The sequence below is a fragment of the Janthinobacterium sp. TPC_1 genome, from assembly GCF_056037845.1.
On sequence record NZ_CP195157.1, the window covers coordinates 3,775,099 to 3,794,581 of the forward strand.

Sequence of the window (19,483 nt, forward strand, 5' to 3'; positions counted from 1 at the left end):
CTCCGACAAGGGCGGGGCGGTGCGGCGCGTAAAAAATGCTGTCGGCATGGTGGCTCCGTGATGTATTGAGTTGGTGTTGTAGTTAACTATAACAGTGAAAATGCAAATGTCAACATTTTGATGCTTTTCTATCCATGAGGAAACTATAATGTTGCGTGTTTGAGAATCTTACTTGATAACTTTTGGCCCGAACCGGCGCCAGCAACCATGAAAGCAGAAATGTTAAATTGCTTTGAGGAAGTGCAAAACCTGTTCAGGCGTGCCGGCTGCGGCGCCGCCCTGTTGGCGCTACTGAGCGCCTGTGGCGGCGGTTCCTGCGGTGGCGCGGCCACGCCCGTAGCACCTGTCGAAACGCCACGATACCTGCTGGGCGGCACGGTCAGCGGCTTGCTGCCTGGCACCAGCGTCGTGCTGGCGAACGGCGCGGATAAAGTGACCGTCACGGCCAACGGTCGCTTCAGCTTTGCCGGCAAGCTGGCGGCGGGCACTGCGTATCAAGGCAAGGTCGACAGCGCCTCCGCCGGCCTGGGCTGCAGCATCGCCCCAGGCGCGGCGACCATGGGCAACGCGGATGTCGATACCCTGGCCGTGCGTTGCCTGCCTGTCTTGCTGGCCGGGGTGCAGGAACAGATCCAGCGTGTCGATGGCATGGTGCAGGATGGCGCGGGCAATTCTTATTTCGCCGATTCGTCCACGCAGGTGATCCACAAGCTCACCCCTGACGGCAACCTGAGTATCTACGCCGGCATGCCGGGCAAGGCTGGTGCCGTTGACGGGCCTGGGGCCAGCGCGACTTTCAACATGGGCGGCGGCCGTGCACCGCTGGCGATCGACGGCCAGTCCAATCTGTACGTGGCCGATAGCTGCAATGGCCTGGTGCGAAGAATTACGCCTGCCGGGGTGGTCAGTACACTGGCCGGCAAGCGCCGCGCCAATTGCGGCGCGACACCGGTCGCGCCGAATGGCACGCCTGTGTATGCCGATGGGCCGGGAGCGCAAGCGGGGTTCGGATGGATAAGCAGCATGGCCGTGGAGCGTAACGGCGATCTGCTGCTCGCCGATGATGGGCAGTCCACGCTTCGCCGGGTGACGCCAGATGGCGTGGTCAGCTCCATGTCTGTCATGTTTTTCGAACCGAACAGCCAGCCGCGGGCAGGGCAGGTAGGTCAGATAGCGCTCGATGCCATCGGCGTCATTTACTTGAGTAACTATGGCGGCAGTAAGATATATCGCCTTGACAATGGCCAGGCTTTCCTGATTGCTGGCAATGCGAGAACGACTGGCTATGATGGCAAGGGCGTCAATGCCAGCTTCAGGGGCGTGCGCAGCATGGTGTTCGAGCGCAGCGGCAATTTGTTGCTGGTCGACCGCGACGCCATCCGCCGCATGGCGCCCGATGGCGAGGTGACGACGGTCGTGGGGCGCCTGGTGCCTGATGCTGCGGGGAACCTGTCGACTGGAAAAACCTCGCGCTGATATTGCGCGAGGAGTCAGGCGCCATGCTGGTCTACGATGCCAGTCTGCCGCGCTTGAGCCGGGTGGATGCCGGCAACAGGATTGTGACCGTGCCTGTCATGCTGAGCGAAGCCGGGCCGGCGGACGGCGTGGGCGCTGCGGCCCGCGTGGGTACGGTCAGGGCGTCGGGCATGTGCGGCGACCCTGCAGGGAATGTCTATCTGCTCGATGCGGCCAACAAGGTATTGCGCCGGCTCGCGCCAAACGGCAAGCTGGAAGTCCATGCGGGGATTGCCGGCCGCGCCGGCAGCGATGACGGGCCACGGCTCAGCGCGACCATGCTCAGCCCCGTGGCCATTGCTTGCGGCGCGGATGGCGCCGTGTATGTGGCGGACAGGGCGCCGAATTCTGCTTCATTTAATTTGCGCAAGATCAATGCCGACGGGGTCATGTCCACCGTTGAGCCATTGCCAGCAGACGGTTTTGGCCTTCAGCAGTATATCCTGGCGGTTGACAAGGATGGCTATATCACCTGGACGGAGGCTTTGGGCGGGGGGATTTACCGGCGCCCGCCCGGTGGCGTATTTTCCTTGTTTGTGTCCTTTGAGACCCTCGCGCGCTCCTTCAGCGACAGTGAGCTCGGCTTGCAAGATATTCTGCCCTACAGCATGGTATTTGACAGCAAGGGGAATCTGTATTTTGATGACTATTATCATCAAGTGATCTTCAAGGCGGATCGTTCCGGCGCCGTGACCGTGTTTGCCGGCACCCTGTACTCGACTAAAAATGCCGACGGTGCGCCTGGCGTGGGCAGCCTGTCCTTTGCCGGCATGCCCAGCCTGGCCATCGACAAGGCCGACAACCTGTACCTGAGCGGCCAGGATGGCGTGCGCAAGATCGATGCGGCCGGGGTCATTTCCTCACCGCAACTGGCATGGGGCAATCCCATCGTGGAGGTCCTGGCTTTTGGCAACGGAACCTTGTATGGTTATACCGCCCGCGCCATCGTCCAGACGCCGTTGCCTTAGGCGGGACTTCGGTCAGGCGCGGTTGGCAAGCCCATCAGCCGCGCCTGCAAGTCCAGTGCATTGAGCAGGGCGGCCCCGGCCGCCGTATTGTCGAAGATGCACCAGCTGTTCGCTGGCGCCCGTGCGGCCAGTTCATTGGCCAGGGCCGCCAGGTAGTCGGCAGGGTAGTCCGAGTAGTAAATCCGCGGGCTGCCGTGCAGGCGCACGTAGGCGGCCTCCGTGGTCGGCACGTGCGGCCCCGGCTGGCCGGCGGGCGGGTCGGCGCGCACGCGCGTGATGCGCTGTATCGTCAAAAGCGTGGTCGCACCTTCCTCGAACCAGCTGGGATGGCGCGCCTCCCAGGCCAGCATGCGGTCGAAGCGTTGCCTTAGCGCAGTCAGGAAGTCAAAGGCCACGTCCGCCTCGAAACGCAGGCTGGGCGGCAGCTGCACCAGCACGCAGCCCAATTTATTCCCCAGTTGCATGACTTCCCCCGCAAAGCGTTCCAGCTCGGCAGTGCCATCGTGCAAACGCCGTTCGTGCGTGATGCTGCGCGGCAATTTCACGCTGAAGCGAAAATGCCCGGGTACGCTGTCGGCCCAGCGCGCGTAGGTTGACGGCTGGTGCGGGCGGTAGAAAGAACTGTTGATTTCCACGCAGTCCAGCACCTGGGCATAGCGCTGCAGGTGGCTGCCATCGAGGGGGAAGTGGCGGGCGGCGGCGCTGGAAATACTCCAGCCGGCCGTGCCGATGTAGCGAGTGTGCATGGCGCCATTACAGCGCAGGCCGGCCTATGGCGCTATCGGACTAAACCCCGTGGCGGAGTCAGCTTTCGCCTAGTCGATGATGTCGCCGTTCAGCTTGTGGCGCGTGATGTTGCCGCGTGCATCGATGGCGATCCAGCCGCCGCGTTGCGGTTCCACGTCGCATTCCCAGTCCGGCAAGACATAGCGCAAGGTTTCGTCAACTTTATGCAGGGCAGGGCGGTGCGTATGGCCGTGGATCATGACGGTGCTGGCGTTTTCGGCAAATACTTGGGCGACAGCGTCGGGCGTGACATCCATGATGTCCATGGATTTTTCGCCATTGTGCTCGCGGCTGCTCTTGCGCAAACCGTCGATGATGGCCTTGCGCTGCGCCAGCGGCATGGACAGGAACTGCTTTTGCCAGGCGGGCTGGCGCACCATGGCGCGAAACTCCATGTAGCTGACGTCTTTCGTGCATTCGGCGTCACCATGCAGCAAGACGATGCGCCGGCCGGCAATTGTGGCCACGTGCGGTTCGCTGAGCAGGGTAGCGCCGGCGGCGGCGGCAAAGCCGGAGCCGACGAGAAAGTCGCGGTTGCCGGCGATCCAGTAGACGTGCACGCCAGCATCGCTGACGGCGCGGATGGCGGCCGTCATGCGCGCATTGAACGGGTCTTCCAGGTCATCGTCGCCGGCCCAGTATTCGAACAGGTCGCCTAATAGATACAGCGCTTGCGCATATTGCGCATGGTGTTCCAGGAAAGAAAGAAACGCCGCGCTGGTGCGCGGATGCGAGCTCTGCAGATGCAGGTCGGAAATAAAGAGTGCGGCAGGCATTGTCATCGTTCAACGCTCCCAAGAAGTGAAGTGCATGGAGAGGCGCAAACGCTGCAATGCCTGTTATTCATGATGCAGTAGCCGAATTAAACTGCTTCGACTTTTTCGATGATGACGTCGGTTACTGGCACATCGGCGAACATGCCGGCGCGCGAGGTTTTCACGGCGCGGATGGCGTCGACGACTTCCTTGCCTTCGGTGACTTTACCGAATACGGCGTAGCCCCAGCCGTCCTGGCCTGGATAGTCGAGGAAGCTGTTGTTCTTGATGTTGATGAAGAACTGGGCCGATGCCGAGTGCGGATCCGACGTGCGGGCCATGGCCAGCGTGTACGTGTCGTTTTTCAGGCCGTTCTTGGCTTCGTTTTCCACGGTGGTGTCGGCAGGCTTCTGTTTCATGCCTGGCTCGAAACCGCCGCCCTGGATCATGAAGCCGTCGATGACGCGGTGGAAAATCGTGTTGTCGTAGTGACCAGCTTTCATGTAGGCCAGGAAGTTGGCAACCGTTTTCGGCGCTTTCTCGGCGTCCAGTTCAGCGGTGATCTTGCCCAGATTGGTGGTGATGATGACGGAGGTCATGATGATCCTTAATAAATTGGATGAATAATTGATTCAGCGGTGCCGGCCAGGCCGGCGCCGCAAAAACGCTATTTTACAGTTTTGCGGGCGCTGTCTTGAGTAAAGTCGCCGATTCGATCACCACGGGGGTGACCGGCACGTTCTGGTGCGGACCCTTGTCGGCCACGGGCACGGCCTTGATCTTGTCGACCACATCCATACCACTGACGACTTTGCCGAACACCGTGTAGCCGAAGCCGTCGCGGCCAGGATAGTCGAGCGCGCCATTGTCGTTGACGTTGATGAAGAATTGCGCGGTAGCCGAATGCGGGTCGCCCCGTGCGCGCCATGGCGATGCTGTAGGTGACGTTTTGCAAGCCGTTTTGCGCTTCATTCCTGATCGGCGCCTTGGTGGCTTTCTGTTTCATGTTCTTGTCGAAGCCGCCGCCCTGTATCATGAAGCCGTCGATGACGCGGTGAAACACCGTGCCCTTGTAGTAACCGCTGTTGACGTACTGCAGGAAATTGGCCACGCTTTTTGGCGCTTTTTCCTGGTCCAGTTCCAGCACGATCTCGCCCATGCTGGTTTTCAGGGCCACGTGGGGCGTCGGGTCGAGGGCGGTCGCCGGAGCGGCTGCCACGACGGCGCTGCCCAGGGTCAGGCCGGCAAACAGGGTGCAAAAGCGGGCCAGGAAAGACAGGCGTTTCGATTTGATTTCTTGCATGAAGGCGTCCTTAATCGTTATTTTTCTTTAAACTTGCTTTAATTGTAAATAAATGAAAATTCGGTTGAACATCGTAAAAACCTGATTCATATCGGGCCAGTATGGTTTTTATCAATGTTATACTTGACCGCTAACGCCCTAATTCTAACAAACAAGAACAACAATATAGCGGGTCGTACAGTCTCGGCGCACACGGCAGTTCAGTGGCGCGGCACCCCTGGTGTCCGCGCCTGTCTGTCGTTTTGCCAGGCTGGCGGCCGCTCCACTTGCAAAGTACGATGAGCAATCTAAAGATTTACAACACCCTGGCTCGCGAGAAGCAGGTATTCGTCCCGATGGAAGCGGGCAAGGTACGCATGTACGTCTGCGGCATGACCATCTACGACTATTGCCATATCGGCCATGCGCGCATGATGATGGCCTTCGACGTCATCTACCGCTGGTTGAAGGCGTCCGGTTTCGACGTCACCTATGTGCGCAACATTACGGACATCGACGACAAGATCATCCGCCGCGCCGTGGAAAACGGCGAGACGATTTCCCAGCTGACGACGCGTTTCACCCAGTACATGGATGAAGACACGGCCGCGCTGGGCATCCTGACGCCCGACCACACGCCGCGCGCCACTGAGTACGTGCCGCAGATGCTGCGCCTGATCGAGCAGCTGGAAGCGAAGGACCTGGCTTACCAGGGCGCGGACGGCGACGTGAACTACGCCGTGCGCAATTTCCCCCACTACGGCAAGCTGTCGGGCAAGTCGCTCGACGACCTGCGCGCGGGCGAGCGCGTCGATGTGAACACGGGCAAGCGCGATCCGCTCGACTTCGTGCTGTGGAAGTCGTCGAAGGAGTCCGAGCCGGAAGAAGTCAAATGGGACTCGAAGTGGGGCAAAGGCCGCCCGGGCTGGCATATCGAGTGCTCGGCCATGTCGTGCGCCTTGCTCGGCGAACAATTCGACATCCATGGCGGCGGCGCGGACTTGCAATTCCCGCACCACGAAAACGAGATCGCCCAGTCCGAAGGCGCGTTCGGCCACACCAGCGTCAATTACTGGATCCATAACGGCTTCGTGCGCCTGGACAATGAAAAAATGTCCAAGTCGCTCGGTAACTTCTTCCACCATCCGCGAAGTGCTGCAAAAGTTCGATGCCGAAGTGATCCGCTTCTTCATCCTGCGCGCGCACTACCGCAGCCCCCTGAATTACTCGGACGTGCACCTGGACGACGCGCGCCTGTCGCTGACCCGCCTGTACACGGCGCTGGCCGACGTGGCGGTGGAAGCGGGCGCCATCGACTGGAATGAAGCCCATGCCGTGCGCGTGCGCGAAGCGATGGACGACGATTTCAACACGCCGCTGGCCGTGGCTGCCCTGTTCGACCTGGCAACGGAAGTCAACAAGAGCAAGTCGCCGGCCCTGGCGCGTCAATTGAAGGGCCTGGCGGGCGTGTTCGGCTTGCTGGAACGCACGCCGCAGCAATTCCTGCAGGCAACTGTCGGCGCGGCCGGCGGCCAGGACGAGGCGGCCGGCATCGAAGCGGCCATCGCGGCGCGCAGCGCGGCGAAGAAGGCGCGCGACTTTGCCCAGTCCGACAAGATCCGCGCCGAATTGTTGGCCGCAGGCATTATTCTTGAAGACAAGCCTGACGGCTCGACCAACTGGCGCCGCGCATGATGGCGACGTCCAGGGAAAACGGGGAAGCGCCCAAGGTGACGGACCTGGCGCAAGTGATCCAGGTGCCGCACTACTGGGAAGAGGCGAAGATCGAGCTGATGAAGCGCGACCGCATCATGAAAAAGCTCATCCCGCAATTTGGCGACCTGCACCTGGTCGGCCATAGCGACCCGTTTACCACCCTGGCCCGTTCGCTGGTGGGCCAGCAGATCACGCCCAAGGCGGCTGATGCCGCCTGGAAAAAGCTGCTGCTGGCTTGCCCGAAATGCACGCCTTCACAAGTCTTGAAGGCCGGCGCCGAGCAACTGTCCGCCTGCGGTTTGTCCAAACGCAAGACCGAATACATCCTCGACCTGGCCGACCATTTCAAGGCCAAGCGCGTGCACGCGAGCCAGTGGGATCAGATGGATGATGAAGCCGTCATCGCCGAACTGGTGCAGATCCGCGGCATCGGCCGCTGGACAGCCGAGATGTTTTTGATATTTAATCTGCTCCGGCCGAATGTCTTGCCGCTCGACGACCCGGGTTTGATCCAGGGCATCAGCGTCAATTATTTTTCCGGCGAACCAGTTTCCCGCAGCGATGCCCGCGAAGTTTCCGCCAATTGGGAACCGTGGCGCACCGTGGCGACGTGGTATCTGTGGCGCAGTCTCGACCCTGCAGCCGCCCCTGCCGCACCCGATGCAGCCCCCGGCGCACCAGCCGGTACGGTAAAATAAACATAGATGACGCCGCGCGCCCTGGCGCCGTGGCCGGTAAAACCTGGAGGTACAATGACTAAAACGACTTTCCTCAATTTTGAACAGCCGATCGCGGAACTCGATTCCAAGATCGAAGAGTTGCGCTTCGTGCAAGACGATTCGGCCGTCGACATCTCGGAAGAGATCGACCGCCTGGCCAAGAAGAGCCAGCAGCTGACCAAGGATATCTACGCCAAGCTGACGCCTTGGCAAGTGGCGCAGATCGCGCGCCACCCGCAGCGCCCCTACACCATGGATTACGTGAATGAAATCTTTACCGATTTCCACGAATTGCATGGCGACCGCAGCTACGCGGACGATCTGTCCGTCGTCGGCGGCCTGGCCCGCTTCAACGGCCAGCCGTGCATGGTCATCGGCCACCAGAAGGGCCGCGACACGAAAGAGCGCGCCATGCGCAATTTCGGCATGCCGAAACCGGAAGGCTACCGCAAGGCCATGCGCCTGATGAAAGTGGCTGAAAAGTTCAACTTGCCCATCTTCACTTTCGTTGACACGCCAGGCGCCTTCCCCGGCATCGACGCGGAAGAGCGCGGCCAGTCGGAAGCCATCGGCCACAACCTGTACGTGATGGCCGAGCTGAAAGTGCCGCTGATCGCCACCATCATCGGTGAAGGCGGTTCCGGCGGCGCGCTGGCCATTGCCGTGGGCGATGCCGTGCTGATGCTGCAATACTCGACCTATGCCCGTGATCTCGCCGGAAGGCTGCGCCTCGATCCTGTGGAAGAGCGCCGAGCGCGCCTCCGACGCGGCCGAAGCGCTGGGCCTGACGGCGCACCGCCTGAAAGCCATGGGCCTGATCGACAAGATCATCAACGAACCGCTGGGCGGCGCCCACCGCGATCCGAAACAGATGGCCACCTTGCTCAAACGCGCACTGGCGGACACCCTGCGCCAGTTCCAGGGCATGAAAACCAAGGATCTGCTGGCCGCGCGCCATGAAAAACTGCTGAGCTACGGCAAGTTCAAGGAAACCACGCCGAGCGAGTAAATCATCGCCGGCGCAGGCCGGCAGCAAGAACACCGGGGACAGGCAGCCAGACGACAGGAGTCGTTTGGTCGCCTGTCCCTCTTTGCATTCCTGGAGTATTATGAAAAAGCAACAAACCGCCACCGTCGCCGATATCTTCGCCAGCGCGCTGGAAACCTGCGGACCGCAAGCCGGCGAGACGGTCGGCATCGCCCTCAGCGGCGGCCTCGATTCCGCGGCCCTGCTGCACCTGGCGCATGCCTGGGCGCAAGAGCAGGGCGTGGCCTTGCACGCATTTCACGTGCACCACGGCCTGAGTCCGAATGCGGATGCCTGGCTGGCGCACTGCGAGCAGGCGTGCGCCGGCCTGGGCATCGCCTTCGAGGCGCGCAAGGTCACCTTGGAAAAGAATGCGAAGACGGGCACGGAAGAGGCGGCCCGCAAGCGCCGTTATGCGGCCCTGGGCGAGCTGTGCGCCGCGCACGGCGTGCGCCTGCTGCTGACGGCCCACCACCAGGACGACCAGGCCGAGACGGTGCTGCTGCAATTGCTGCGCGGCTCCGGCACGGCGGGGCTGTCCGGCATGGATGGCGCCAACAGCGCGCCCGAACTGCTGGGCAACCCGGACCTGGTGATGGCGCGCCCCTTGCTTTCCGTGTCGCGCAGGCAACTCGAAGCGTATGTGGACAAGCATGCCATTGCGCACATCCACGACGAGTCGAAACGACGATCCCCGCTTTGCCCGCAATGCCCTGCGGCACCAGGTGATGCCCGTGCTGGCGCAGGCCTTTCCCGGTTTCCAGGAGCGCTTCGCCCGCAGCGCCCAGCATGCGCAATCGGCGCAGCGCCTGCTGACGGAGCTGGCGACCCAGGATCTGGCCGCTTGCCTCGACGGCGACTGCATCGAATTGGCGAAATTGCGGGAATTGAGCGCGGACCGCTGCTACAACCTGCTGCGCCACTGGTTCGGCACGCGCGGCTTGCGCATGCCGTCGACGGCGTGGCTGGCGGAAATGCTGGCGCAACTGCTGGAGGCGCGGCCCGATGCGCAACTGCTGGTCACGCATCCCGAATGCCACGTGCGGCGCCACCGCGACCGGCTGTACCTGACGCCCAAGCTGAATGACCTTGCCGGCATGCGCGACAAAAGCGATGCGGGCATTCCCGGCCTGGAAAAAGCCGGCCAGCAATTTACGTGGCAGGGCGAAGCCAGCCTGGCCTTTCCCGCGTATGGCGGCGTACTGCATTTCGATGCGGTGGAAGAAGGCGGGCAGGGTATCGATATTGCCTGGTTGCAAGCTCAAACCTTGACGATCGACTTCCGCCAGGGCGGTGAGCGCCTGAAACTGGCCCTGAACCGTCCCACCAAGAGCTTGAAATACCATTACCAGGCGTTCGACGTGCCCGCCTGGGAGCGCGAACGCCTGCCCCTTGTCTGTGCGGCGCAACAATTGCTGTTTGCGGCCGGTATCGGCCTCGATTGCCATTGCCTGAGTCTGCTGGACCGTCCCCGCGTGACTTTGCGCTGGGTCTCCTGCTGAGCGCAGGGGCAGCCGCCACGGCCACTCTCGGGGTGGCCGGCAAGTGGCTGCTCAAGCCGGCTGGACTGCATGGATTGGTTATTTCCATATGCGCAATCGGTATGAGCTAATGCGCTTTTTAGCTTGTTATTTTGCATTGCGGCATGTAGAGTAAAGCCCTCCTTTTTTATTCTTCTTGAGCGGAAACTTCACTCTTATGGCTTTAATCGTCCACAAATATGGCGGTACGTCGATGGGCTCGACTGACCGTATCAAGAATGTCGCCAAGCGCGTTGCCAAGTGGCACGACGCCGGGCATCAAATCGTGGTGGTGCCATCCGCCATGTCGGGCGAAACCAACCGCCTGATTGGACTGGCCAAGGAAATCATGGATCAACCCGATCCCCGTGAACTTGACATGATCGCCTCGACAGGCGAACAGGTGTCCGTCGGCCTATTGTCGATGGCACTGCTGGCGATCGGCAAACAAGCCGTATCCTATGCTGGCTGGCAAGTCGCGATCAAGACCGATTCCGCCTTTACCAAGGCACGCATCCAGTCGATCGATGACGAAAAAGTCAAACGCGACCTCGATGCGGGCAAGATCGTCATCATTACCGGTTTCCAGGGCGTCGACGAGCACGACAACATCGCGACCCTGGGCCGCGGCGGTTCCGACACCTCGGCCGTGGCGATCGCCGCCGCCATGAAGGCGTCCGAATGCCTGATCTTCACGGACGTCGACGGCGTCTACACGACCGACCCGCGCGTGGTCTCCGAGGCGCGCCGCCTGAAGACCATCACCTTTGAAGAAATGCTGGAACTGGCTTCGCTGGGCTCCAAAGTGCTGCAGACGCGTTCGGTGGAATTTGCCGGCAACTACCGCGTTCCCACGCGCGTGCTGTCGTCGCTGACCGACCCGATGTTGCCGCTGGAAATAGAAGCCAATTCAGGCACCCTGATTTCGTTTGAGGAAGATACAAACATGGAACAAGCAGTCATCTCCGGCATCGCCTTCAACCGCGATGAAGCCAAAATCACCGTGCTCGGCGTGCCCGACCGTCCAGGCGTGGCGTACCACATCCTGGGACCGGTGGCGGACGCGAATATCGAAGTCGACATGATCATACAGAATCAGTCGGTCGACGGTAAAACGGACTTCACCTTCACCGTCTCGCGCGGCGAATACACGCGCGCGCTGGCCGTGCTGGAAGCGAACCGCGAAGCGCTGGGCGCGGCCAGCATCACGGGCGACGCGAAAGTGTCGAAACTGTCCGTCGTCGGCGTCGGCATGCGCAGCCATGTGGGCGTCGCCTCGCAAATGTTCCGTACCCTGTCGGAAGAGGGCATCAACATCATGATGATCTCCACTTCCGAGATCAAGATCTCCGTGCTGATCGATGAAAAGTACATGGAACTGGCCGTGCGCGCGCTGCATAAAGCGTTCGAGCTGGAAAAAGCGTAAATATCCAAAAATATTGCCCCACGCCCTTGACCAAAGGGGGGGCAATCGATATTATGACGTTCGTCGCTGCAGCGCAGTTAGCTACAGAGACATAGTTGAGTAATCAGCTAGGAGACGTGGCCGAGTGGCCGAAGGCACATCCCTGCTAAGGATGCATACGGCTTATACCTGTATCGTGGGTTCGAATCCCACCGTCTCCGCCAGAATCAAATAAAAAAGCCTCCCCTGCGGGGGGCTTTTTTATTTGTCTGGACGGAACGGTGGGATTCGAAGACGGAGCGCCCTGAAGGGCGCGCAGGCTCTCCGAATCACCCATCTGCCGCGCCCCGCGCGGCCCCGTTGGCCGCGCAGCGGCCAACGCCGTCCCCTCATCTCAGGCAATGGTGGCCAGCGCATGCGCCGGCTTATGCGAGCCCATGCGCCGACCGGCGCTCAGCAAGGGATTCTTTTTCACGGCATTCAGCCCAACCCCCTTAAAAAGTTGCATAATCTGCAAATGCCGCGCAGAACTTCATCCTGGCCAGCGTGGCCTATGCCAGCGGCAAGGACGGCATGGTCCGCACAACCGAGGGGGTACGCACATGCAGCTGCTTCGCCAAGTCAAACTGTCGCGCCGGCTGGCCTTGTTGGTCGGCATCTTTTCGCTGGGCATGATCGTGTATGGCGGCTGGTCGCTGCGCGTGCTGCACGAACTGAAGGTCAACGGACCCGTGTATCACCGCATCGTGCAGGGAAGGGATCTGGTGGCCGACGTGCTGCCGCCGCCCGAATACATCCTCGAATCCTACCTGGTCGCCTTCCAGCTGATGGCGTCCGAAGAGCGGGGCGCGCAAGACAAGCTGGTCGAACGCCTGAAGGCATTGAAGGTTGAGTACGACACGCGCCACCAGTTCTGGCGTACCCAGGATCTCGATCACGATATCGCCGACACCTTGCTGACGCAGGCGCACGCCCCTGCAGTGGCATTCTATGAGATGGCATTCACGCGCCTCATTCCCGCGCTGCAGGGGCAGGACAAGGCTGGCGTGGCCACCGCCATGGCGGCGATGGCGGCCAGCTACGATAGCCATCTGGCGGCCATCAACCGCGTCGTCGACATGACCAGCAAGCGTTCCGGCGCATTCGAGACCGAGTCGGCCGACAGGGCGCGCTCGGCGACCGTGCTGCTGGCGGGCTTGCTGCTGGCATCGCTGGGCGTCAGCATCGCCGGTGCCGTGTTGATCAGCCGGAGCATTACCGGCCCCCTGCAGGAGGCGCTGCGGGCCGCGCAGAGGGTGGCGGCCGGCGATTTGAGCAATCGCCTCGACAAGCGCTTTTCCGATGAGCCCGGTCAATTGCTGCAAGCCCTCGAAGCGATGAATGGCAGCCTGTCGCGCACCGTGGGCCAGGTGCGCAGCAGCACGGAAAGCATTACGGTGGCTTCGCGTGAAATCGCGGCCGGCAATTTCGACCTGTCGTCGCGCACGGAGGCGCAAGCCAGTTCGCTGGAAGAAACGGCTTCCGCGATGAAGGAGCTGACCAGCACGGTAAAGCAGAATGCCGACAATGCCAGGCAGGCGAATCAGCTGGTGGTATCGGCGTCCGAATTTGCCGTGCAGGGCGGGCAGGTGGTCGGGCGCGTGGTCGATACCATGGGTGCCATCAATGCCAGCTCGCGCAAGATCGTCGATATTGTCGATGTGATCGACAGCATCGCTTTCCAGACGAATATCCTGGCCCTGAATGCGGCCGTGGAGGCAGCCAGGGCGGGCGAGCAGGGGCGCGGCTTCGCCGTCGTCGCCAGCGAGGTGCGCAGCCTGGCGCAACGTTCGGCCAGCGCCGCGCGCGAAATCAAGGCCATGATCGGCGACTCGGTCGAGCGCGTCGATGCGGGCAGCAAGCTGGTGGACGAGGCGGGCGCCACGATGGACAAGATCGTGACATCCGTCAAGCAGGTGGTCGACCTGATGAGCGAAATCGCCGCCGCCAGCCAGGAGCAGAGCCTGGGCATCGAACAGGTCAACCAGGCCATCACGCAGATGGACGAGGTCACGCAGCAGAACGCCGCCCTGGTCGAAGAGGCGGCCGCCGCTGCCGGCAGCCTGGAAGAGCAGGCGGCCAGCCTGGTGCGGGAAGTGGGGGTGTTCAAGCTCGACGCGGGTGCCGCTGCCGGCGTGCTTGCCGCGCCCGCGCATCCGGGCCGCTGACAGGCTGGCTGGCGGCCCGGATGCCGTTCGGCATGGCGTTTCGTGGGCGTTGCTGCGCTATGGCGCGTGAACCGCTGCAATGGCTTGCTTGTGGCACGTCGCCAGGCTGCCTGTGCAGGCGGAAAACGTTTCCAGATAGGTGATGGTTTTCTCGTACTCGTCGATCAGGTAGCGCAGCTGATATGTCGCCTCGACAGATTCGCCCGTGCCTTTGTCCCGCAGCCTGTACATATCTTTCAAGAAGCGTTTTCTTCGCACCAGTTCCGCAGCCAGGCGCGCCTTGCGCTCGGCGGCCGGTGGCAGGGGATACGGCTTGCCATTGATGGATTTGACGCCCTCGGGCGTCAGATCCAGGTCCTTGCCGGGAGCGCGAAATTCCACGCTCATGCTGCCATCCGCCTGCACCAGTATCAGCAGTTCGTCGGCGTCGCCGTAGGCCGGCAAGGTCAGGGCCAGCACTTCAGGCTTGCCCTTGGGCAGCCAGCGATATTCGAGCTTGACCTGCAATGGCGCGGCGGCCTGCGCCGGCAGGAAAAGGCAGCAGCTGGCGGCGCTGCTCATGTAAGGATGCAGTGGATCGGTATCGACAGCGTTGTCGGGATTGCTGGCGGAACTGATGCCCACCTGTATCATGCGCGGGCTGTAGTTCAAGGTGCTGACCGACAACTGCCGTTCACCGGCGCCGGACGTGGAGCCGTCCCGGCCCCGCTCCCCGCGCTCGTCCGCAAGTAGTGGCCGGTGGAACAGGGTGGTAATGCCGAAGGCCGCGATATTGCTGATATAGCCGGTATCGGACGGGCCGACGCGTGAGTTCTTGTTTCCCGGCGTGTGGTAGAGGTAGCCGATCTCTCCCAGCGCTAGCGCGCTGACCATGCGGTCCTGCTGAAACAGTGGCGGCGACGCATAGCTGTCGCTGCTACCCATGACTTTGGCGTAGATGGGGCCCGTCCATGGCCCGTCGCCGCCAAAACGCGCGCGTACCAGGTACTCGTTCAGCAACGGCACCACTTTCAGGACATCCTTGGTCTCGCCGGTGACAGGGTCGATGATGGAATAAATGCCCGGAAAGGGATCGGTGGCGACAGGCGACTGCTTGGGCAGGGCGAAGCAGAGTCCTGCAACCACGGTGACGGCGGTGGCGATGGCGATGCTGGCGCTGGTAGCTTTCATGCGCCGGGACCTTTCCCTTGCCTTTTGCAGAACGCCACCAGGTCGGCCGGATAGAATTCTGCGCCGCGATAGCCGCTGTCGTCGATATCGAGCACGCAGGTGATGGCGGCCGCTTCCCAGGACCAGTAGCCCCAGAACGAGGTGTCGCGCCGGTGGCTGTCGTAATAGGGCTCGCGGCGGCTGGCCTCATACCATTGCTGCAGATAAGCGTGCATCAGCGCGGGACGGGCATCTTTTTCTGCCGCGAATATCTTGAGTGTATTGACGTAGGGCAGATGGCGCGTGCACTTTGGCCAGGCGGCATCCCTGCCGGCGACGAAGCATGCCAGCAGCCGCTCCAGCAAGCCATCCTTTTCATGGTTATTGAAATCGATGACGGGGCGCCAGGGGGCAGCAAACTGCCGCAGCCCAGCAAAATGCCTAGGCAGACCATGCGGTTGACCTGTTCGTAGCCGTCGCCGGGCAGGGCGAAGTGGGGAAATCCCTGCTCGGCTTCGCCGGCCTGAGCGTCAAATGCCATGTCATGGCGGGCAAACGTCAGCCAGTAAGCGAGTATCGTCGGATACGCGCCGTGCAGCTCGTCCAGCGGGTGGCCGGCGCTATAGGCGAGGGCGAGCTGGTCGACGCCATCCCAGGCCCGCTCACGCGTGGCCGTCATGAAATTTTCTGGTGGAATATGTTGCAGCACGTGCGCCGGCTGTTGCAAGCCGGCTGCCACCATGTCGTAGCACTCGTCCTGGCTTTCCTTGCTTTCAAGGTAGATGGCGTAGGACAGCCGCGCTTCCCTGCGCCGCGCCAAAAAATCCTGTTCGTTCAGCGTCTGCATTCTTGTCCTTTGCTGATTATGGTTGCGGCCATGCAACTTCACTGGTGTAGCGCGCTTCTTTTCGTAGCCGTCGCGCATGGTCGACCAGGTCCCTGGGATACACCAGGGATCTGCTCTGGCTATCGTCCAGGTCGAGCAGGAAAACCGTCACCGCCGCTTCGAATGCCCAGTAGCCGTAATAAGGTGCATAACCTGCGTCCCTGACTCTCAAATGTCCGTCATGCCAGCGTGGATGATGTCGCATGGCTGGATACCACTGTTTCAGGTATTTCTGGAGCAGGGCGAGCGTGGCATGCTCGTCCTCTTCAAAGAAGACTTGCGCCAGGGTACTGTAGGGCTTGCCGAGGACGCAGGCGTGGAGATCCTGGCTGTCGTCGACATAGGCGCTGATCAATTGCTCGAACAGACTATCGCGGCCACGGTGGCTGCGCAGCACGTGGATGATGCGCAGCACCGAGCGCTGATCGCGCAGCAGGATGGCAATGCTGAGCAGTTGCAAGGTGTCCTGGTAGTCGGACAGGATGGAAAAGTCTGGCGCGCCGAAGTAGGCGTACGGCCCGTAATCTGGAAACTCAAGCGCCGCTTCCCGCTGACTGACCTGGTCGGCCGTATTCCATTCTTCAAATTTGTCCACGATGTCCGCGATGCGCGGCGCCAGGGCCTCGATGGACTCGCCCGCCGTGTAGTCGAGCATCCAGAGCCAGAGCAGTTCCAGATACAAAAAATGATGAACGGAAGCATTTTCCAGCGCTGAATCGGCGACCTTTTTATGTTCCAGTCTTCCTGCAATCAGCGCAAATTGATTGTTGCGCGTTTTGACATACAGTTCTTCATCAAGAAATTGCTGGCGCCGCCGCTCGTGAAATGGCAAATCTTCCATGCCTGGATTCCTTTTTCGGGTGAAACTGGTCACGTGCTGGTGTGACGGTTTTCTGCGCGTAATTTTCGGGCATAGTCAACGAGGTTCCTGGGATAGACCATATGGTTGATGCCGTTGTCGTCGACATCAAAAACAAAGACCATTGCGCCGGCTTCAAATGCCCAATAGCCATAATAGGGTGAGTAGCCTTTCTCGCTGATGCGCAGATGGCCGTCGTGCCAGCGCGGATGCTGTTTCATGGCTGGGTACCATTGCTGTAAATACTTCTCGATCAGCATGCGTGCCGCAGGTTCGTCGTTTGCATGAACTGCCTGCAGCAAGGTAGCGTAGGGTTTTGCAAACATGCAAGTGTCGAGCTCCATCGCATCGTCCACATACGCGCCAATCAGCTGTTCGAACAGGCCGTCTTGCCCACGGTGGCTGCGCAATATTCGGATAAGGCGCCTGACCGAACGTTGATCGCGTAATAATATGGCGATGCCTAATAATTGCAAGGTATCTGCATAATCGGAAAAATCCCCGAAATTCGCCGCTGCCCTGTATTTGTATGGGCCATATTCAGGATACTGCGACAGCGTTTCCTGTTGATGTTGCTGGTCGACTTCGTTCCATTCCGAAAATCTGTCCACGATGCCTGATAGCCGTGGTGCGAGTTCTTCGATAGGCACGCCGGCCGTGTAATCGAGCATCCAGATCCAGAAATTTTCGAGATATAAGAAATAGTGCGCCAAACTGCTATCTCCAGCGGATGCAGCCAATTCCTTGTTTTTCAGCTGAACCTGTAGCAAGGCACGTGAATTTTCCAGGGTTTTTTCATATTGATCCTGATCAAGGAATTGTTGGCGACGACGAGTGTTGAATGGCGCATTTTCCATGCTATTCGCCGGCTTTTCGTTTTGCCGATGGATTCGCCGATGGATTCGTATACAGGCTGGTGTGGCGGCCTTCCTTGCGTAATTGGCGCGCATAGTCGACCAGATCCCTGGGGTACACCAGATGCCCGGCCTGGCTATCGTCCAGGTCGAGCAGGAAAACCGTCGCCCCCGCTTCGAAAGCCCAGTAGCCGTAGTAGCCGGCATAGCCTTCCTCGCTGATATTGAGATGCTCGTTGTGCCAGCGCGGATGATGTTTCATGGCCGGATACCATTGTTTCAGGTATTTCTGGAGCAGGGCCAAGGTAGCTTCCTCATCCTCCTCATAGAACACTTGCAGCAGGGTGTCATAGGGCCTGGCGATGATGCAGGCGTCGAGTGCTTGTCCATCCTCCACATATCCGTCGATCAATTGCTCGAACAGGCCATCGCGGCCACGATGGCTGCGCAGCACGTGGATGATGCGCAGTACCGAACGCTGATCGCGCAGCAGGATCGCAATGCTCAGCAGTTGCAAGGTGTCCTGATAGTCGGACAGGATGTAAAACTCTGGCGCTCCCTGATATTCGTAGGGTCCAAACTCTGGAAACTCAAGCGCCGCATCCTGCTGATAGAGTTGATCGACCGCATTCCATTCTTCAAACTTATCCACGATGCCCGCGATGCGCGGCGCCAGCGCATCAATCGGCTCGCCAGCCGTATAGTCGAGCATCCAGAGCCAGAATTCTTCTAAATACAAAAAATGATGGACGGACGCATTTTCCTGCGTTGAGTCGGCGACCTTTTTGTTTTCCAGTCCTCCTGCAATCAGCGCAAATTGATTGTTGCGCGTTTTGACATACAGTTTTTCATCCAGAAATTGCTGGCGGCGCCGCTCGGTGAATGGAAGATTGTTCATCTTGTCCGGCTGCCGTCGTGATCGACGCGTAAGGAAGATGCACTTGCATGGAGAAATGCGGACATTGTTTGGGACTCCGTGTGGTGAGGTAAACGTATCGGCATTTGATGTCATAACTTGTTTGCAAGATTACACACTAGAAATAGTGATCGAACAAGCGCGATTCAATTGAATCGTGTGCCAGAAAGAAAGATTCAAAATAGCTAATATGAGCGACGCGATGGCGTGCCGCAGGTGTTTTCGGCCGTCATCGTCTTTTTACGTGAACAGGAGCAAGCATGAGCAAGATCAAATACGCGGCCGCCGCGGCCTTATGGGCCAGCCTGTCGCCCGCCATGGCGGCGTCCACCGCGGCCGCAGCACCGTTCCTCGATGTGCTCGTCTATCAGTACGCCAATTGCGTCAAACCTGCCTACCATCAGGCCGACCTGCTGGTGCAGGACGGGACGGGGCGCTACCAGATCGACGTCAAGGGCGAGGCCTATACGGTCGAACTGCAGGAACGCATGGGCTTTTCGCTGCAGGCGGGCATAGGCGGTCCCGTGGCGGCCGTCGTCAAGCTGGACCGGCCACCCAAGGGACAGTTCGAGGAGCAGGCGCGCTGGCGCGAGCGCTGGCTGCGCGACGTGGCCGAGCGCAGCGGCGTGGCGCTGGAAGAGCGGGCGCTTGCGGGCGGCGCGCGCTTGCTGGCCGTCAACAAGGGCGAGATCAAGGGTAACTATGTGGGGCAGTCCCTGCTGATCGATCCGGCACGGCAGTTGTTCATCGACATGGCGTGGCCGAATACGCTGGATATCTATCGCGGCCCCGATGGCGTGCGGCATGTGCGGCAAGTGCAGGACGACGTCTGGCAACGCCTGCTGTCCTGCTTGCCCGCCGCGTGACGCCGGTGGCGAGCGCATACCCCTGCTGCGTGCATGTGCATACACAAATAATA

The 19,483-nt window shown here is 60.6% G+C and carries 15 protein-coding genes, 1 tRNA gene and 4 pseudogenes; 10 read left to right on the forward strand and 10 right to left on the reverse strand.

The annotated features are described in order from the left end of the window. The first annotated feature begins 207 nt into the window (after positions 1-207). Complete coding sequence (locus tag ACQVLG_RS18535) at positions 208-1,476, forward strand: NHL repeat-containing protein (RefSeq protein WP_474290554.1); 1,269 nt, start codon at positions 208-210, stop codon at positions 1,474-1,476. A 23-nt stretch (positions 1,477-1,499) separates the two neighbouring features. Continuing rightward, positions 1,500-2,483, forward strand: a complete 984-nt coding sequence (locus ACQVLG_RS18540) for an NHL repeat-containing protein (protein ID WP_474290555.1) — start codon at positions 1,500-1,502, stop codon at positions 2,481-2,483. On the opposite strand, the gene ACQVLG_RS18545 is transcribed toward ACQVLG_RS18540, so the two are convergent. The 4 genes and pseudogenes from ACQVLG_RS18545 to ACQVLG_RS18560 all read right to left on the reverse strand — a co-directional run bounded on the left by ACQVLG_RS18545 (position 2,480) and on the right by ACQVLG_RS18560 (position 5,327). Further along, the gene (locus ACQVLG_RS18545) at positions 2,480-3,229 is read right to left on the reverse strand and encodes a DUF72 domain-containing protein (RefSeq protein WP_474290556.1); all 750 of its coding nucleotides are present in this window, start codon (positions 3,227-3,229) and stop codon (positions 2,480-2,482) included. The genes ACQVLG_RS18540 and ACQVLG_RS18545 overlap by 4 nt on opposite strands. Positions 3,230-3,298: 69 nt before the next feature. Beyond that, positions 3,299-4,045: a UDP-2,3-diacylglucosamine diphosphatase gene (locus tag ACQVLG_RS18550; RefSeq protein WP_474290557.1), complete on the reverse strand. Its 747-nt coding sequence runs from the start codon at positions 4,043-4,045 to the stop codon at positions 3,299-3,301. Positions 4,046-4,131: 86 nt separating this feature from the next. Further along, positions 4,132-4,623, reverse strand: a complete 492-nt coding sequence (locus ACQVLG_RS18555; protein ID WP_034784044.1) for a peptidylprolyl isomerase — start codon at positions 4,621-4,623, stop codon at positions 4,132-4,134. A 73-nt stretch (positions 4,624-4,696) separates the two neighbouring features. Continuing rightward, positions 4,697-5,327, reverse strand: a pseudogene (locus tag ACQVLG_RS18560) (peptidylprolyl isomerase). A 278-nt stretch (positions 5,328-5,605) separates the two neighbouring features. On the opposite strand from ACQVLG_RS18560, the pseudogene cysS reads away from it, so the two are divergent. From cysS to ACQVLG_RS18595, 7 genes and pseudogenes are all read left to right on the forward strand, one after another. Then, positions 5,606-7,001: pseudogene (cysS, locus tag ACQVLG_RS18565) on the forward strand (cysteine--tRNA ligase). Further along, positions 7,001-7,720, forward strand: a complete 720-nt coding sequence (locus ACQVLG_RS18570) for a DNA-3-methyladenine glycosylase family protein (RefSeq protein ID WP_230541027.1) — start codon at positions 7,001-7,003, stop codon at positions 7,718-7,720. Before cysS ends, ACQVLG_RS18570 begins: the two are co-directional and overlap by 1 nt. A gap of 54 nt (positions 7,721-7,774) precedes the next feature. Further along, positions 7,775-8,750: pseudogene (locus tag ACQVLG_RS18575) on the forward strand (acetyl-CoA carboxylase carboxyltransferase subunit alpha). Between the two features lie 100 nt (positions 8,751-8,850). Beyond that, positions 8,851-10,270: pseudogene (tilS, locus tag ACQVLG_RS18580) on the forward strand (tRNA lysidine(34) synthetase TilS). A 196-nt stretch (positions 10,271-10,466) separates the two neighbouring features. Further along, positions 10,467-11,714 (forward strand): aspartate kinase, encoded by a 1,248-nt coding sequence (locus ACQVLG_RS18585; RefSeq protein ID WP_070221317.1) that lies wholly within the window; start codon positions 10,467-10,469, stop codon positions 11,712-11,714. Positions 11,715-11,824: 110 nt separating this feature from the next. Next, positions 11,825-11,917: transfer RNA gene (locus tag ACQVLG_RS18590), tRNA-Ser, on the forward strand. A gap of 378 nt (positions 11,918-12,295) precedes the next feature. After that, positions 12,296-13,900, forward strand: coding sequence for a methyl-accepting chemotaxis protein (locus ACQVLG_RS18595; protein WP_474290558.1), 1,605 nt, complete (start codon positions 12,296-12,298; stop codon positions 13,898-13,900). 57 nt (positions 13,901-13,957) lie between these two features. Here ACQVLG_RS18595 and ACQVLG_RS18600 read toward each other — a convergent pair whose 3' ends face one another. The 6 genes from ACQVLG_RS18600 to ACQVLG_RS18625 are packed head-to-tail and all read right to left on the reverse strand — an operon-like array spanning position 13,958 to position 18,546. Further along, positions 13,958-15,070, reverse strand: coding sequence for a hypothetical protein (locus tag ACQVLG_RS18600; RefSeq protein ID WP_474290559.1), 1,113 nt, complete (start codon positions 15,068-15,070; stop codon positions 13,958-13,960). Beyond that, positions 15,067-15,402: a PoNe immunity protein domain-containing protein gene (locus tag ACQVLG_RS18605; RefSeq protein ID WP_474295712.1), complete on the reverse strand. Its 336-nt coding sequence runs from the start codon at positions 15,400-15,402 to the stop codon at positions 15,067-15,069. Before ACQVLG_RS18605 ends, ACQVLG_RS18600 begins: the two co-directional genes overlap by 4 nt. After that, entirely contained in the window at positions 15,285-15,896 is a 612-nt protein-coding gene (locus tag ACQVLG_RS18610; protein ID WP_474295885.1) for a hypothetical protein, read from the reverse strand. The genes ACQVLG_RS18605 and ACQVLG_RS18610 overlap by 118 nt, the downstream gene beginning before the upstream one ends. Before the next feature lie 16 nt (positions 15,897-15,912). Beyond that, positions 15,913-16,776 carry a PoNe immunity protein domain-containing protein gene (locus tag ACQVLG_RS18615; RefSeq protein WP_474290560.1) on the reverse strand — a complete coding sequence of 288 codons (864 nt, stop codon included), beginning with the start codon at positions 16,774-16,776 and terminating at the stop codon, positions 15,913-15,915. Positions 16,777-16,805: 29 nt separating this feature from the next. Continuing rightward, positions 16,806-17,651, reverse strand: a complete 846-nt coding sequence (locus ACQVLG_RS18620; RefSeq protein ID WP_474290561.1) for a PoNe immunity protein domain-containing protein — start codon at positions 17,649-17,651, stop codon at positions 16,806-16,808. A 1-nt stretch (position 17,652) separates the two neighbouring features. Beyond that, the gene (locus tag ACQVLG_RS18625) at positions 17,653-18,546 is read right to left on the reverse strand and encodes a PoNe immunity protein domain-containing protein (RefSeq protein ID WP_474290562.1); all 894 of its coding nucleotides are present in this window, start codon (positions 18,544-18,546) and stop codon (positions 17,653-17,655) included. Positions 18,547-18,824: 278 nt separating this feature from the next. Here ACQVLG_RS18625 and ACQVLG_RS18630 point away from each other — a divergent pair, with 278 nt between their 5' ends. Further along, a complete protein-coding gene (locus ACQVLG_RS18630; RefSeq protein ID WP_474290563.1) occupies positions 18,825-19,430 on the forward strand; it encodes a hypothetical protein in 606 nt (201 codons plus the stop codon). Positions 19,431-19,483 lie beyond the last annotated feature (53 nt).

Excerpts from the sequence above, each read along its gene's own strand:
- ACQVLG_RS18535 (WP_474290554.1), top strand. The coding sequence starts at position 208 with ATGAAAGCAGAAATGTTAAATTGCTTTGAGGAAGTGCAAAACCTGTTC.
- ACQVLG_RS18540 (WP_474290555.1), top strand. The coding sequence starts at position 1,500 with ATGCTGGTCTACGATGCCAGTCTGCCGCGCTTGAGCCGGGTGGATGCC.
- ACQVLG_RS18545 (WP_474290556.1), bottom strand. The coding sequence starts at position 3,229 with ATGCACACTCGCTACATCGGCACGGCCGGCTGGAGTATTTCCAGCGCC.
- ACQVLG_RS18550 (WP_474290557.1), bottom strand. The coding sequence starts at position 4,045 with ATGCCTGCCGCACTCTTTATTTCCGACCTGCATCTGCAGAGCTCGCAT.
- ACQVLG_RS18555 (WP_034784044.1), bottom strand. The coding sequence starts at position 4,623 with ATGACCTCCGTCATCATCACCACCAATCTGGGCAAGATCACCGCTGAA.
- ACQVLG_RS18570 (WP_230541027.1), top strand. The coding sequence starts at position 7,001 with ATGGCGACGTCCAGGGAAAACGGGGAAGCGCCCAAGGTGACGGACCTG.
- ACQVLG_RS18585 (WP_070221317.1), top strand. The coding sequence starts at position 10,467 with ATGGCTTTAATCGTCCACAAATATGGCGGTACGTCGATGGGCTCGACT.
- ACQVLG_RS18595 (WP_474290558.1), top strand. The coding sequence starts at position 12,296 with ATGCAGCTGCTTCGCCAAGTCAAACTGTCGCGCCGGCTGGCCTTGTTG.
- ACQVLG_RS18600 (WP_474290559.1), bottom strand. The coding sequence starts at position 15,070 with ATGAAAGCTACCAGCGCCAGCATCGCCATCGCCACCGCCGTCACCGTG.
- ACQVLG_RS18610 (WP_474295885.1), bottom strand. The coding sequence starts at position 15,896 with ATGCAGACGCTGAACGAACAGGATTTTTTGGCGCGGCGCAGGGAAGCG.
- ACQVLG_RS18615 (WP_474290560.1), bottom strand. The coding sequence starts at position 16,776 with ATGGAAGATTTGCCATTTCACGAGCGGCGGCGCCAGCAATTTCTTGAT.
- ACQVLG_RS18620 (WP_474290561.1), bottom strand. The coding sequence starts at position 17,651 with ATGGAAAATGCGCCATTCAACACTCGTCGTCGCCAACAATTCCTTGAT.
- ACQVLG_RS18625 (WP_474290562.1), bottom strand. The coding sequence starts at position 18,546 with ATGAACAATCTTCCATTCACCGAGCGGCGCCGCCAGCAATTTCTGGAT.
- ACQVLG_RS18630 (WP_474290563.1), top strand. The coding sequence starts at position 18,825 with ATGAGCAAGATCAAATACGCGGCCGCCGCGGCCTTATGGGCCAGCCTG.